Here is an 11,634-nt window from a genome sequence, read left to right as displayed (position 1 = left end):
AGACGTCTCCGGCGCCGGTGGTATCCACCGCCCTCACGCCCGGCGCGGTGGTGCGGAAGGTCTCTCTTCCACCCCCGGACCAGGTGATGCTGCCGCGCCTTCCGAGCGTTATGGTCACCGCGCGCGGGGCCAGGCGGGTGAGCTTCATTATGGCCCTTCCGGGCGAGCCCGAGAGCCCGGTTGCGAACTCCTCGGAGCCGACTATGTAGTCCGACAGCGCGGCCAGTTCGAGCGTGTCCTCCCTGACCCTTCCGGCGTCGAACATCACCGGCACGCCGAGGTCCCGGGCGATCTCGGCGGCCCTTATGGATGCCTCGTGCATGAGGCCGTCGAGGAGCAGGAACTTTTTTCCTTTTATCCAGGAGAGCTTTACGTCTTCCGCGCGCAGCTCCTCCACAGTGGGCCTCTGCCAGAGTATGGTGCGCGAGCCCGTACGGCGGTTTACCACTATAAAAGCGGTCTGCGAGCGGCCGCCTTTTTTGGGGAGGAGCCCGCGGGTGTCCACGCCTTCGGCCTTAAGGCCCTTCTTTATCTCCCCTCCGACCGTGTCGTCCGAGACGCGGCCTATGAAGGTTGTCTTAACTCCGAGGCGGCTCAGGGCCACCAGCGCCGTTGCCACGGGCCCGCCCCCCTCGGGGGTCCAGTCGACTATTTCGAGCTTCGTATCCTCGCTCGGAAACTCCTCCACCGAGGCGATGTAGTCGAGAGAGCACTGGCCTAAGCCTACTACGGACATTCAGGCACCTATGGTTAAAAAGTCTCTAAGGGTTGCTTCCCAATTGCCGCCTGCTAAGACCATTGGCCGCCGTCCTTCTCCGTTTAGCCTTTACCTCCTCTCCCCTTCGGGGAGGTGTCAGGGACACACGGACCGAGGTGAGGGGGTCATTTAAACACAAAAATGCGGGAAGTGTCCCCCCGATTCCCAAATTTTGATGTTTCGGTGCGTCCTCGCACCGAAACGGTGCGTCTCTACCTCAACGAAATGGTTTCGGCGTGGGGGCACACCGAAACATGGAAGTCGAAGGGTGAGGGGAGTTTATTTCCCTTTCTTCAGAAGCCTCTCCGCCTCCTCCAGAAAACCCTCGGCGTTCTTGACGGTGACCTCGGCCCCTTCTTTTGAAAACTCACTGGCATAGTCCGCGTCTTCTCTCATGCTCATCGCGTTCCTCAAGGCCCTCACCCATTTCATCTCAAGGAGTCCGGCCTTACCGAAGAGTTCTTCAACACCCACGACAGTGCAGTAATGTCCCCTTTCCCGGTACCCCTTGGAGTACAGGAGAGCCCTCGCGCCATGGAACATAGCATAATATGCCTGGATGGTCGCCCATTTGTACCTCTTTTTTGAAAGGCTGAATCCGGCGTTATCGAGGTCGTCCGAGGCTGAGCGGAACTCCTTTTCCGCAAGGGCCGTTGCGCCTTCGGACTTGTAAAGCCTCTTCTTATCGAGACAGTCTTTAAAGTCTCGATTCATCTATTTCCTTCTCGTATAGGAGTATCCCCTTCTGCAGCTCACCGTAGAACGACGGGTCGTTCTGCTCAAGGGAGGCCCACGCCGCAGGCCTTTTAATGACCGGTTTTATCTCCGAGAAGCCCCTGCCTTCGTCGTAAAGGAACCGGGCGACTGTGTCCTGCACCTTGTCCCTGACGCTGCTTACAACCAGCAGGTCGAGGTCGCTTTCTTCAACGTTCGTGCCCTTTGCACAGCTTCCGTAGAGGATGACCAGCCTGCTTACCTTCTTGAGCCCTTCGACCAGCGGCTCGATGGAGATGAGCGTCGTAAGCACCTTGTACGTCCTCAACACGGCCGAGTCTGTGAGGACACGGTATAGCTCGGTTTTGCCCTTGGTTTCCTTTTCGACCAGCCCGGCCCTTCTGAGGTCGTTCAGGATTTTACTTACCTGGCCGATACTGACGCCGGTTTTCTTCGAGACCTCCGAGCCGTAGAAGAATCCCGAGGGACGGGCAAGGAAGAAGGCCAGGACCTTCTGGTGTGTGGTCTTAACGAGGAGGACCCCCGGAGAGTGTTTCATTTTGGGAAACATATCTTCATTATAATGAAAACGTTTCTCCTGTCAAGGATTTATTTCGGTCTGGGGCCTGGCGGTTGCGGAATGGAGATTGCAGATTGCGGATTGTTTGGTTCTGAATTTTTATTCCGCAATTCGAACTCCGCAATCCGCAATTGAAATTGACGGTCGCTGACCCTGTTTTTTACAAAAATTTGGTAGCTTGAACCCATACATTTTTTTCGTCCTCTTGTTCCGGGTCATATCTAAAATCAAGAAATTTTGAGCCCCCATTTTCGCTACTAACTAATATCTTAAATTCGTAAGCTCGGGAATGTAGTCTTAAATAATCGCTACTATTTGTAGTCAGTATCTCTACATTATCCACAGAATCGCTGATACGCTTAAGACAGTAACAAACATTAATGAACATCTTATCTTTCGGATGCAAAGTTTCGTGCGTCTTATATCTAAAATATCTCTCTAAAAGTACCCCCTCATCATGTTGAAATCTCAAATAGCAAGGCAAAACTAAAGGACTACCAAAAATTGTCTTGTCTGGATGGGGATTTATCTCATGCAATTTTACTTGTAGATCATTCAGAGTCATATCCCCAGAATTAACAATGCCAAATCTACATATATATTCTTGGGAACTACTCCATAAGAAAGGCTCCTTGCCTTGTTCAAATAATATCTCGAATTTTGGCCCTTTGTTTCCTGTCGATGGCCAAAACCATCCTATAGCAAAAGCTATTCCAACAAGAAAGAGACCAAGGATAAAAAATTTAGTGTCAGTATTTTCTCCTTGAACCCAGCCAGGATTAAGCCCAAAAAAATTAAAATATGTTTGGAAGTTTGATATTGCTTCGCCTATTGGAATTTGGGTCATATAAATAACCCCACCCCCAATAATAGAAAGAACATATAATGCCGCTTTGCGCAAACCCAACCGACCTCTGCTCACCTTATTTACGAAAATTTTTTCTTTCTACCATCCTTCGAAACCAAATACTGCTTATTCTCTTCTACATTCTCAAGAACAGCCAAGACCCATTTGGAATGATCGATAAGCATTGATTGTTTGAAGGGAGAAGGAACCTGGTAAGTAATTTTCATGCTATCTATTTTAACCTCTTTGTCTTTTACATAAAACCACCCGTCTTCAAAGCTCTTTTCCCATATATGCTCCCCTGGAGAACTTTGACTAAACTCTGGACTATCTACAATTTCATGCAAAGAATATTTGAAGTTTGTTTTTTTATCTTCAAGTATCATCTCGGTATTCAATGCTGAAAAATCCAACCTGTCTCCTTCTTTATATCCTTGTTTCCTTAGCCACTCTTCATTTAGCGCAGGTTCAATATTTACAATCCGTGCAGGGGGTAACACGTTAAATTCTATATAAATTTCTTTTAGATAACCATCCCAATCTTTTTCTTCTACTTCTCTTAATTTAAGCAGCGTTATATTACGGTATGCCGCCTCTTTCTTAGCTCCATCCTGAAACCCATCTTTTGAAAAGAAGAGGCCCTGAATTCCTCCTATACCCTCAAGCTTTTGAATGAAATCCCTCATATCCCCAACAGAAACGGCCCCCGTGTCTTTACATTCAATTCCTACCTTAACTAAAACTTCTGCCGCTTCATATTCCCAGTAAATATCCATCTCAGCCGTTGCACCGCTTTTGCAAGGGAGTGTCCTATTTCGTTCTAACGTCACAGGTTTTAAAACCCCAGCGTTTACCTCGCCGTCTAAAATTGCCTGATAAACTTTTTCTACAAAATCTTCGTAATCTTTTCCTTTTTGATAATTTGTTTTACTCACCCTCCCTCCACCACCCTTATCTCCTCTTCCGTAAGTCCGTATAGTTCGTAGACGAGTTTGTCTATGCTGTTGTCGGTTGCCTTGATTTGACGCTCGATCATCTCGCGCTCGTGCGGGGTCTTTTTTGTGGCGAGCTTCTTGTGCAGGTCGAGCATCCCGTCGACAAGCTTCACAGGATTATAATCCAGGCCGACCCCGTACCACAAGGCAATTTGTCCCCTCCTCCCCCCTCCTCTCCGGATTAACTCAAATTAATTTGAAAAGAGCTGATTTTTATAATATAATCAGGCAATTAAGCTTGGAGGAGTGCGCCCTGTGGCCCGGGAAACGGAAATACCGGAAGTAAAGGAAATAAAAGAAATAATGGAAATAAAGGAAATAAAGAAAGTGCTCGTCAGGACGCCGAACTGGATAGGGGATTCCATTATCTGCCTGCCTGCCCTGGAGGCGCTGAAGGATCTCTATTCGGAGGCCGAGTTGACCGTCCTCTCGGTCCCGCGCACCGCGGCGATATTCGAGGGACACCCGGCCGTATCCGACATAATCGAGTACGACCGGTATGGCGGGCATGCGGGGATCATGGGCAAGCGCGCGCTCGCCCGGAGGCTCAGGGATAATCAGTTCGACCTGGCCGTGCTCTTCCAGAACGCGTTCGACGCGGCCTTTATAGCCTGGCTCGCCGGCATACCCAGGAGGGCCGGGTACGCGAGGGATATGAGGGGCCTTCTCCTGACGAACCCCGTCAAGGTCACCGAAGATATAAAGAAAAAGCACCAGGTACACTACTACCTGAGGGTCGTGGAGGCGCTCGGGGGCAAGGCCCCCGCAGAGCCCGTCCCGCGCCTTTACTTCGAGGCGGGGGAGCAGGAGGAGGTGGTCCTCTTCTTCGAGAAGTACGACATAGCAAAGCACTCGGTACTCGTCGGCGCGGCGCCGGGCGCGAGCTACGGCCCGGCAAAGATGTGGAGCGCCGATGGCTTCGCCGAGGTGGTCGAAAAACTCTCGAAAGAGATCGGGGCAGTGCCGCTGCTCTTCGGAGGCAAGGACGACGTCGAGGCCGCCGCCGAGGTCTCCAAAAGGATCGGCATGGAGCACATAAACCTCGCGGGCAAGACGCACCTGAGGGAGTTCATGACGATCGCCGGGCGCCTTAAGATATTCATAACGAACGACTCCGGACCCATGCACCTGGCCGCGGCTATCGGGGTGCCCACCGTGGCCGTCTTCGGCTCCACCGACCCGTCTCTGACCGGGCCGCTGGGCGGACGGGTGAAGGTCATTAAGAATAAGATCGACTGCAGCCCGTGCTTCGAAAGGGAGTGCCCGTACGGACACTACGACTGCATGAAGGCCGTGACTCCCGACGAGGTGTACCGGGCGTGCAAGGAGCTTCTTGGAAAAAAGGAGACCGGGTGAGCGGGGGGGGTGGGGGTGACGGGGGTGGCGGGGCGGTGTTCCTGGACAGGGACGGCACGATCAACGAGGACAGCGGCTATATCTCCGACCCGGACGATCTAAAACTCCTTCCCGGCGCGGCAGGGGCCATAAAGCGGCTCAACGACGCGGGCGTGCCGGTAATAGTCATAACGAACCAGTCCGGGGTGGGGAGGGGCTACTACACCGAGGACGACGTAAGGGCCGTGAACCGGCGGATGACCGAACTCCTCGGCCTCGAAGGGGCGGAAGTCGACGGGATATACTACTGCCCGCACAGGCCCGAGGACGACTGCGGCTGCAGGAAGCCGGCAACCGGGCTCCTCGACGCGGCCGCGCGCGAACGCGGGGTCGAGCTCGCCCGTTCTTTCATGGTGGGAGACAAGGCCTCGGACGTGGGGGCCGCAAAGGCCGCCGGAGTGAAAAGCGTCTTCGTCCTTACCGGACACGGCAGGGCGGAAAGGGATAGGCTGGAAGAAAAGGGTCCCGCCCCCGACTTCGTGGCCGAAGACATAGGCGAAGCGGTCGGGTGGATAATGGCCGGGATTAAATGAACGCATAACGCAACGCGAAGAACACATCAGGATGTTCCACATGAAGATACTTATTATAAAGCTCTCGTCAATAGGCGACGTCGTGCAAACCCTCCCGGCGCTCGAATCGCTCAGGAGGGGCCATCCCCGCGCGAAGATAGACTGGCTCGTGGAGGAGGCGGCAAGCGATATCGTGGTCGGGCATCCGATGCTCGACGAGGTGGTAGTCGTAAAGGGCAGGGGATGGGTTAAGGATACGGCTGAAAATTTTAGGGTGGCCCGCTCACTCGCGGAGAAGAGATACGACATGGTCCTTGACTTCCAGGGACTTCTGAAAAGCGGCATATGGGTCTACTTCTCGAAGGGGGAGAGGCGGGTGGGCTTTGCGAACGCGCGGGAGATGAGCCACCTGTTCCTCACGGAAAAACTCCCTCCCTACGATATAGAGAGGCACGCGGTCGAGAGATACCTCGACCTCGCCCGCTGCGCGGGAGGGGCGGAGGCCGAAGGCGAGGCTTTTTCCACCCCCCTGCACGTCGGGGAGGAGGCCGGAGAAGCCGCAAGCGGGTTGCTCGAAGACGGCGGCATAAACGGAGAGACGGATTTCTTCGTCGTTAACCCGCGGGCCCGGTGGGAGACCAAGCTCTGGCCGGAGGAGAGGTTCGCCGAGGTGATAAGGCTCGCGCAAGAGAGGCTCGGGATGAGGGCCGTAATCGTGGGCTCGCCCCCGGACAGGGCCGCGGCTGAGAGGATAGCGGAGATGGCCGGGAAGGGGAATACAATAAACCTCGCCGGCAGGACGAGCCTGAAGCAGCTCGCCTTCGTAATGGGAAGGGCCTCGTTCGTTCTTACCGTGGACTCGGGCCCCATGCACATGGCGGCCGCCGCGGGCACGCCGGTCGTCGCCATCTTCGGCCCCACCGCGCCGTGGAGGACCGGACCGTACGGGAAGATGCACAGTGTGATAAGAAAAGAGATGGACTGCAGTCCGTGCTTTTCAAGGAAGTGCGCCCGGCTTAAGTGCATGGACGCCATAGCGGCCGAAGATGTGATGGACGCCATCGTCAGGCTTGGCGCCGCCGGAGAGCCGGTAAGCGCCGCCCGGGCACGATAGGGGCCGTGGATTCCGATGGATACCGCTCTCTTTCATCTTTTGAACACGGGGTTTACGGCCCCGCCGCTTGACTGGCTGGTATACGCGGTCTCCCATAAGGCCGTTTTCGCGGTAGTCGGGGGTGCCATCGGGGCGGCCGCCTTTATACGCGGCACCGGGGAGACGCGCCGGATGATAGTCGCGCTCGCAACCGCGGTCGTGCTGAGTGACGTTGCGGTGCTGATACTGAAAGACCTCTTTGCCAGAGTAAGGCCGTGCCACGCACTCGAGGGGGTGAGGGTGCTTGCCGGGTGCAGCGACTCCTATTCGTTACCCTCGAGGCACACGACCGATATGTTCGCGATCATGACGTTCCTGTCGCTGAGGTTTCGCAGATGGGCCCCGGCCCTTCTCGCGGCGGCGTTGCTCGTCGGGTACTCGAGGGTATACGCAGGCGCCCACTATCCGGGAGACGTGGCCGCCGGGGCCTTGCTGGGCGCGGCCGCGGCACTCGTGGTGGACAGGTTGGATAGAGGGGTCGCGGAGGGCGCACTCTTTAAACGACGCCGGGAACGCGGAGAAGCGTAAAGGGGGAAAACCGATGGCCAGGTCCGTATCGATAGTCATACCGGTCTACGAAGAGGCGGAAAGTCTGCCGCATCTCTACGACTCGCTCAAGAAGGTCATGGACGGCCTCGGGAGGACGTACGAGATTATCTTCGTGGACGACGGGAGCAGGGACTCCACCGCGGACGTGCTCGAAGGGATACAGGCGGGCGATGACAGCGTTGTGGTGGTAGCCTTCAGGAGGAATTTTGGCCAGACTGCGGCACTCGCCGCCGGCTTCGACCACGCCAGATACGACGTGGTCGTCACCATGGACGCGGACCTGCAGAACGACCCGGAAGACATACCCAAATTACTCGAAAAGATAAAGGAGTTCGACATAGTGAGCGGCTGGAGGAAGGAGCGGAAAGACCCGTTCCTTTCGAGGAGGCTCCCGTCGATGGCGGCCAACTGGCTCATATCGAAGGTAACGGGCGTCGAGCTGCACGACTACGGCTGTACCTTGAAGGCCTACCGCGCGGAGGTCATAAAGGACGTAAAACTCTACGGGGAGATGCACCGCTTCCTGCCGGCCATAGCGAGCTGGGTCGGCGCGGAGATAACCGAGGTGGAGACCACCCACCACCCCCGGCGCTTCGGCCGTTCGAAGTACGGGATATCGAGGACCGTAAGGGTGATACTGGACCTCATAACGGTAAAGTTCCTGCAGAGCTTCTCGACGCGTCCCATCCACGCCTTCGGGCCCGCAGGGCTCGCGATGGGAGGGGCTGGCTTCCTCGTCTCGCTCTACCTGAGCTACGAAAAGATTATCCTGGGGGAGTCCATAGGGGGGAGGCCGCTCCTTCTGCTCGGTATATTGCTTATAATCCTCGGGGTGCAGCTCGTGGTGATGGGGCTCCTGGGCGAGATGCTGGCAAGGGTCTATCACGAGTCGCAGAATAAGCCCGTATACGTCGTAAAAAAGGTGCTCGGCGGATGATGAAAAAGATCCTCGTGGCCTCGGCGAAGATAGGGGTAAGCGCCGGCCTTCTCTACTTCCTCTTCAGAAAGTCGGACATCGGGGCGTTCCGGGAGACGGTCTCGTCCCTGGACGTCCGGACGGTGCTCCTCGCCGCCCTTATATTCCTCGGCACGCAGTGCGTTGCGACCTACCGGTGGTCTACCGTACTTAAGAAGGACGTCCGCATACCGTACCCGAAGCTGCTTTCCGTATACATGATAGGGATGTTCTTCAATAACTTCCTGCCCACCATAGTGGGCGGGGACATTATAAAGGGCTACTACCTGTACAGGGATACCGGCAAGGGGGACGTCTCGTTCGCCTCCATACTCATGGACAGGTACTCGGGCTATACCGCACTCATGTTCATAACGCTCGTGGCGCTGGTGCCCGGGTACGTGCTTATAAAGGGTACCGGGCTTCCGCTCTTCTTCCTGCTGCTCGTGGGAGGCTACCTCCTGGCGAGCTTTTTCCTGTGGGTGGATACCCTGCACGCCTGGCTCGTGCGCCTTCTCGCGAAGGTACGTCTCTTCGACCTGAACGAAAAGATAGACAAGTTCTATAATGTGCTCATGAGTTACAAGGGCCACCCCGGGATACTGCTAAGGATATTTCTTCTCTCGCTGGTGGTCCAGCTGGGGGTCATCGCGAGCTACGTCGTGCTCGGCCGGGGGCTGGGTATCGACGTGCCGGTCGGCTACTACTTCCTCTTCATACCGCTCGCAACGACGGTGTCCATGATGCCGGTCTCGCTGGCCGGCCTCGGCCTAAGGGAGGGGGCGTTCGTCTTTCTCTTTGCGAAGGCCGGTGTCGCACAGGAGCAGGCCCTGGGCCTGTCGCTTGTTTGGTTCGCGATAGTGGTGGCGATAAGCCTCGTGGGAGGCGTTGAGTACGTAAGGGCCGGCGGGAAAAAAGGGAAAGAAGGAAAAAAGTTCGGCCCCGAGGCGGAGGGCCAAAAAACAGACTGAAGGACCAACTGAAGGAAGAAGGGAGGGACTTTATGGCCGTAGACGAAGAACTGCTATCCATGATTGCCTGCCCCCGGTGTAAGGGAGAGGTGAAGCTTAACAAGGCCGGTGACGGACTGGTGTGCGAGGAGTGCCGCCTCGTCTACCCCGTAAAGGACGACATACCGGTCATGCTCGCCGACGAGGCGATAGAGCTCGATTAGCGGGAGCGGCTTATGTCGGGGAGAGAGATGAAAGATTTCCCGGTCTATCTCGTCGTGATGGCGCTCGTGTGGTTTGTAAACCTCCTGCCCGAAGGCGCGGCCTTAACCCTCGGGAGGGCGGTCGGAGGGCTGGCCTTCCGTCTCGGGGGGGAGAGACGGAAGATGGTAATAAAAAACATAAAGACCGCCTTCAAGGGGGAGAAGACCGAAGAGGAGATGGAGGCTATCGCGCGTGCCTCCTACGGGAACCTCGGCATGTCCGTGGTCGAGTTCGCGCGGCTCAAGAAGCTCGACATGCGCCGGGTGGAGGAGAGTATAACCTTCGAGGGGTTGGAAAATCTGAAGGAGGCCGTCGGAAAAGGGAAGGGAGTTGTCTTCCTGACGGCGCACCTGGGGAGCTGGGAGATGTTGGGCCCCGCCCTGACCACAAAAGGCTACAGGGGGAGCAGCCTCGTGCGCCCGCTCGATAACGGGTACCTGGACGTCTTCGTCGAAGGGCAGAGGACTATGTTCGGTAACTCCGTGATACCGAGGAAGAACGCATTGCGGAAGATGCTGGAAATACTGAGGGGGGGCGGCAACCTCGGGATACTACTCGACCAGCGCTCCTCGAGGAGGGACGGGGTCGAGGTGGAGTTCTTCGGGAGGCCAGCGCCGACGAGTAAGGGGCTTGCCGCCGTGGTCATGAAGACCGGCTCACCCGTGGTCCCGGTATTCATCTTGAGGGAGAACGGACGGAAGCAAAGGGTCATAGCCGACATGCCGGTGGAAGCGGTTCTGACCGGCGACAGGGAGGCCGACATAAAAGAGAACACCCGGAGGTTCACCTCCGCGATAGAGAAGTTCGTAAGACTATACCCCGACCAGTGGCTATGGCTTCATTCGAGGTGGGAGAGAAGGCCGTCGAAGAGGAGGGAGAAAGCGAATGCCGACGCCAGTGCATAACGCGGCCGCGCCCGATAAGGAAACCGGATTCAGCTGGGGCCGGTTTTTCGAGTGCCGGACGGAGGTAAGGAAGCGTTTCCCTTCGGTCTATAAGCTCGAGATAAAGAAGAAGCGCTCGGACATAGTGATGGAAGGGTTGAAGGAGACGGGAACGGGAAAAATTCTCGACGTCGGCGCCTCGGACAGGGGGCTAGCGGAAAAGGTGAAGAAGGTCTATCCCTCGGTTGTCTATAAGAGCATGGACGTCGACAGGGCCGGGGCCCATGACTACTACAGCCTCGACGAGGTGGACGATAAGTTCGACGTGGCCGTCCTCTCAGAGGTCATAGAGCACTTGAGCTTCGACGATGGGATGGAGCTTTTAGGGAAGATAAGGGGTGTGCTCGTGCCGGGCGGCAGGATAGTAGTAAGCACCCCGAACATGCACCACCCCAACAGGTGGTGGATGGACTCCGACCACAGGACGGCGTACAGCTACGAGGTCCTGGGCGCGGCGCTCCTTGCGGCCGGTTTCGAGGTGGAGAAGATATACCGCGTATATAACGACCAGTTCCTCAAGCGCCTTATAAGGCTCTATATAACGGCCCCCCTCCACCGCTACCTTGACGTGGACTTCGCGAAGTCCGTGGTGGTGGTCGGGGTAAGGCCCGGGAAACCCTGACGCGATGGCGGACAACACCGTAAGCGTAGTCGTTCCGGTCTATAACCGTCCCGAGTATGTCCGCGAGGCGCTGACCTCGGTCTTCGGCCAGACGTTCAAGGACTACGAGGTGATCGTCGTCGACGACGGCTCCACAGAGGACACGAAGGGGGCGCTCGGAGAGTACCTCCAGGGGGTGAACTACTTCTATAAGAAGAACGGTGGGGCCGCGAGCGCGAGGAACTACGGAATAGAGAAGAGCACGGGAGAGTACGTGGCCTTCCTCGACTCGGACGACCTGTGGGAAGAGGATAAGCTCGATGTGCAGGTGGAGTTCCTCTCGCGGAACCCGGACGTCGGGCTCGTCTGCTCGGACTACACCTACATAGGAAGGAACGAAGGGGGGGGTAAAGGGCGG

The 11,634-nt window shown here is 56.4% G+C and carries 16 protein-coding genes; 10 read left to right on the top strand and 6 right to left on the bottom strand.

Annotation, left to right across the window (positions count from 1 at the left end):
• The 6 genes from V3W31_04285 to V3W31_04260 form a co-directional block, all read right to left on the bottom strand.
• Positions 1 to 736, bottom strand: a 736-nt coding sequence (locus tag V3W31_04285; protein ID MEE9614161.1) for a PfkB family carbohydrate kinase, incomplete at its 3' end; no start/stop codon positions are given.
• A gap of 300 nt (positions 737 to 1,036) precedes the next feature.
• Positions 1,037 to 1,471: a HEPN domain-containing protein gene (locus tag V3W31_04280; protein MEE9614160.1), complete on the bottom strand. Its 435-nt coding sequence runs from the start codon at positions 1,469 to 1,471 to the stop codon at positions 1,037 to 1,039.
• Positions 1,455 to 2,030, bottom strand: coding sequence for a nucleotidyltransferase domain-containing protein (locus V3W31_04275; GenBank protein MEE9614159.1), 576 nt, complete (start codon positions 2,028 to 2,030; stop codon positions 1,455 to 1,457). The genes V3W31_04280 and V3W31_04275 overlap by 17 nt, the downstream gene beginning before the upstream one ends.
• A 181-nt stretch (positions 2,031 to 2,211) precedes the next feature.
• A complete protein-coding gene (locus V3W31_04270; GenBank protein MEE9614158.1) occupies positions 2,212 to 2,958 on the bottom strand; it encodes a hypothetical protein in 747 nt (248 codons plus the stop codon).
• Between the two features lie 20 nt (positions 2,959 to 2,978).
• Positions 2,979 to 3,833 (bottom strand): restriction endonuclease, encoded by an 855-nt coding sequence (locus V3W31_04265; GenBank protein MEE9614157.1) that lies wholly within the window; start codon positions 3,831 to 3,833, stop codon positions 2,979 to 2,981.
• The gene (locus V3W31_04260; protein ID MEE9614156.1) at positions 3,830 to 4,006 is read right to left on the bottom strand and encodes a hypothetical protein; all 177 of its coding nucleotides are present in this window, start codon (positions 4,004 to 4,006) and stop codon (positions 3,830 to 3,832) included. Before V3W31_04260 ends, V3W31_04265 begins: the two co-directional genes overlap by 4 nt.
• A 190-nt stretch (positions 4,007 to 4,196) precedes the next feature.
• Between V3W31_04260 and waaF (V3W31_04255) the strand changes: the two genes are divergently transcribed.
• The 10 genes from waaF (V3W31_04255) to V3W31_04210 form a co-directional block, all read left to right on the top strand.
• Positions 4,197 to 5,249, top strand: coding sequence for a lipopolysaccharide heptosyltransferase II (gene waaF / locus V3W31_04255; protein MEE9614155.1), 1,053 nt, complete (start codon positions 4,197 to 4,199; stop codon positions 5,247 to 5,249).
• Positions 5,246 to 5,821 (top strand): D-glycero-beta-D-manno-heptose 1,7-bisphosphate 7-phosphatase, encoded by a 576-nt coding sequence (gmhB, locus tag V3W31_04250; protein MEE9614154.1) that lies wholly within the window; start codon positions 5,246 to 5,248, stop codon positions 5,819 to 5,821. Before waaF (V3W31_04255) ends, gmhB begins: the two co-directional genes overlap by 4 nt.
• Before the next feature lie 40 nt (positions 5,822 to 5,861).
• Positions 5,862 to 6,914: a lipopolysaccharide heptosyltransferase II gene (gene waaF / locus V3W31_04245; protein MEE9614153.1), complete on the top strand. Its 1,053-nt coding sequence runs from the start codon at positions 5,862 to 5,864 to the stop codon at positions 6,912 to 6,914.
• A 15-nt stretch (positions 6,915 to 6,929) separates the two neighbouring features.
• Positions 6,930 to 7,481 (top strand): phosphatase PAP2 family protein, encoded by a 552-nt coding sequence (locus V3W31_04240; protein MEE9614152.1) that lies wholly within the window; start codon positions 6,930 to 6,932, stop codon positions 7,479 to 7,481.
• Positions 7,482 to 7,494: 13 nt separating this feature from the next.
• The gene (locus tag V3W31_04235) at positions 7,495 to 8,439 is read left to right on the top strand and encodes a glycosyltransferase family 2 protein (protein MEE9614151.1); all 945 of its coding nucleotides are present in this window, start codon (positions 7,495 to 7,497) and stop codon (positions 8,437 to 8,439) included.
• Complete coding sequence (locus tag V3W31_04230) at positions 8,436 to 9,428, top strand: lysylphosphatidylglycerol synthase transmembrane domain-containing protein (GenBank protein ID MEE9614150.1); 993 nt, start codon at positions 8,436 to 8,438, stop codon at positions 9,426 to 9,428. Before V3W31_04235 ends, V3W31_04230 begins: the two co-directional genes overlap by 4 nt.
• A 32-nt stretch (positions 9,429 to 9,460) precedes the next feature.
• Positions 9,461 to 9,631, top strand: coding sequence for a Trm112 family protein (locus tag V3W31_04225; protein ID MEE9614149.1), 171 nt, complete (start codon positions 9,461 to 9,463; stop codon positions 9,629 to 9,631).
• A gap of 27 nt (positions 9,632 to 9,658) precedes the next feature.
• A complete protein-coding gene (locus V3W31_04220) occupies positions 9,659 to 10,576 on the top strand; it encodes a lysophospholipid acyltransferase family protein (protein ID MEE9614148.1) in 918 nt (305 codons plus the stop codon).
• Complete coding sequence (locus V3W31_04215; GenBank protein ID MEE9614147.1) at positions 10,557 to 11,237, top strand: methyltransferase domain-containing protein; 681 nt, start codon at positions 10,557 to 10,559, stop codon at positions 11,235 to 11,237. The genes V3W31_04220 and V3W31_04215 overlap by 20 nt, the downstream gene beginning before the upstream one ends.
• 4 nt (positions 11,238 to 11,241) lie before the next feature.
• Positions 11,242 to 11,634 (top strand): glycosyltransferase family A protein (locus tag V3W31_04210; protein MEE9614146.1); only part of this gene is annotated, 393 nt, incomplete at its 3' end.

It is taken from the genome of Thermodesulfobacteriota bacterium, from assembly GCA_036482575.1.
GTDB lineage: Bacteria > Desulfobacterota > GWC2-55-46 > GWC2-55-46 > JAUVFY01 > JAZGJJ01.
This window is presented reverse-complemented; position numbering and strand designations above follow the sequence as displayed.

Excerpts from the sequence above, each read along its gene's own strand:
- V3W31_04280 (MEE9614160.1), bottom strand. The coding sequence starts at position 1,471 with ATGAATCGAGACTTTAAAGACTGTCTCGATAAGAAGAGGCTTTACAAG.
- V3W31_04275 (MEE9614159.1), bottom strand. The coding sequence starts at position 2,030 with ATGAAACACTCTCCGGGGGTCCTCCTCGTTAAGACCACACACCAGAAG.
- waaF (MEE9614155.1), top strand. The coding sequence starts at position 4,197 with ATGGAAATAAAGGAAATAAAGAAAGTGCTCGTCAGGACGCCGAACTGG.
- waaF (MEE9614153.1), top strand. The coding sequence starts at position 5,862 with ATGAAGATACTTATTATAAAGCTCTCGTCAATAGGCGACGTCGTGCAA.
- V3W31_04240 (MEE9614152.1), top strand. The coding sequence starts at position 6,930 with ATGGATACCGCTCTCTTTCATCTTTTGAACACGGGGTTTACGGCCCCG.
- V3W31_04235 (MEE9614151.1), top strand. The coding sequence starts at position 7,495 with ATGGCCAGGTCCGTATCGATAGTCATACCGGTCTACGAAGAGGCGGAA.
- V3W31_04230 (MEE9614150.1), top strand. The coding sequence starts at position 8,436 with ATGATGAAAAAGATCCTCGTGGCCTCGGCGAAGATAGGGGTAAGCGCC.
- V3W31_04225 (MEE9614149.1), top strand. The coding sequence starts at position 9,461 with ATGGCCGTAGACGAAGAACTGCTATCCATGATTGCCTGCCCCCGGTGT.
- V3W31_04220 (MEE9614148.1), top strand. The coding sequence starts at position 9,659 with ATGAAAGATTTCCCGGTCTATCTCGTCGTGATGGCGCTCGTGTGGTTT.
- V3W31_04215 (MEE9614147.1), top strand. The coding sequence starts at position 10,557 with ATGCCGACGCCAGTGCATAACGCGGCCGCGCCCGATAAGGAAACCGGA.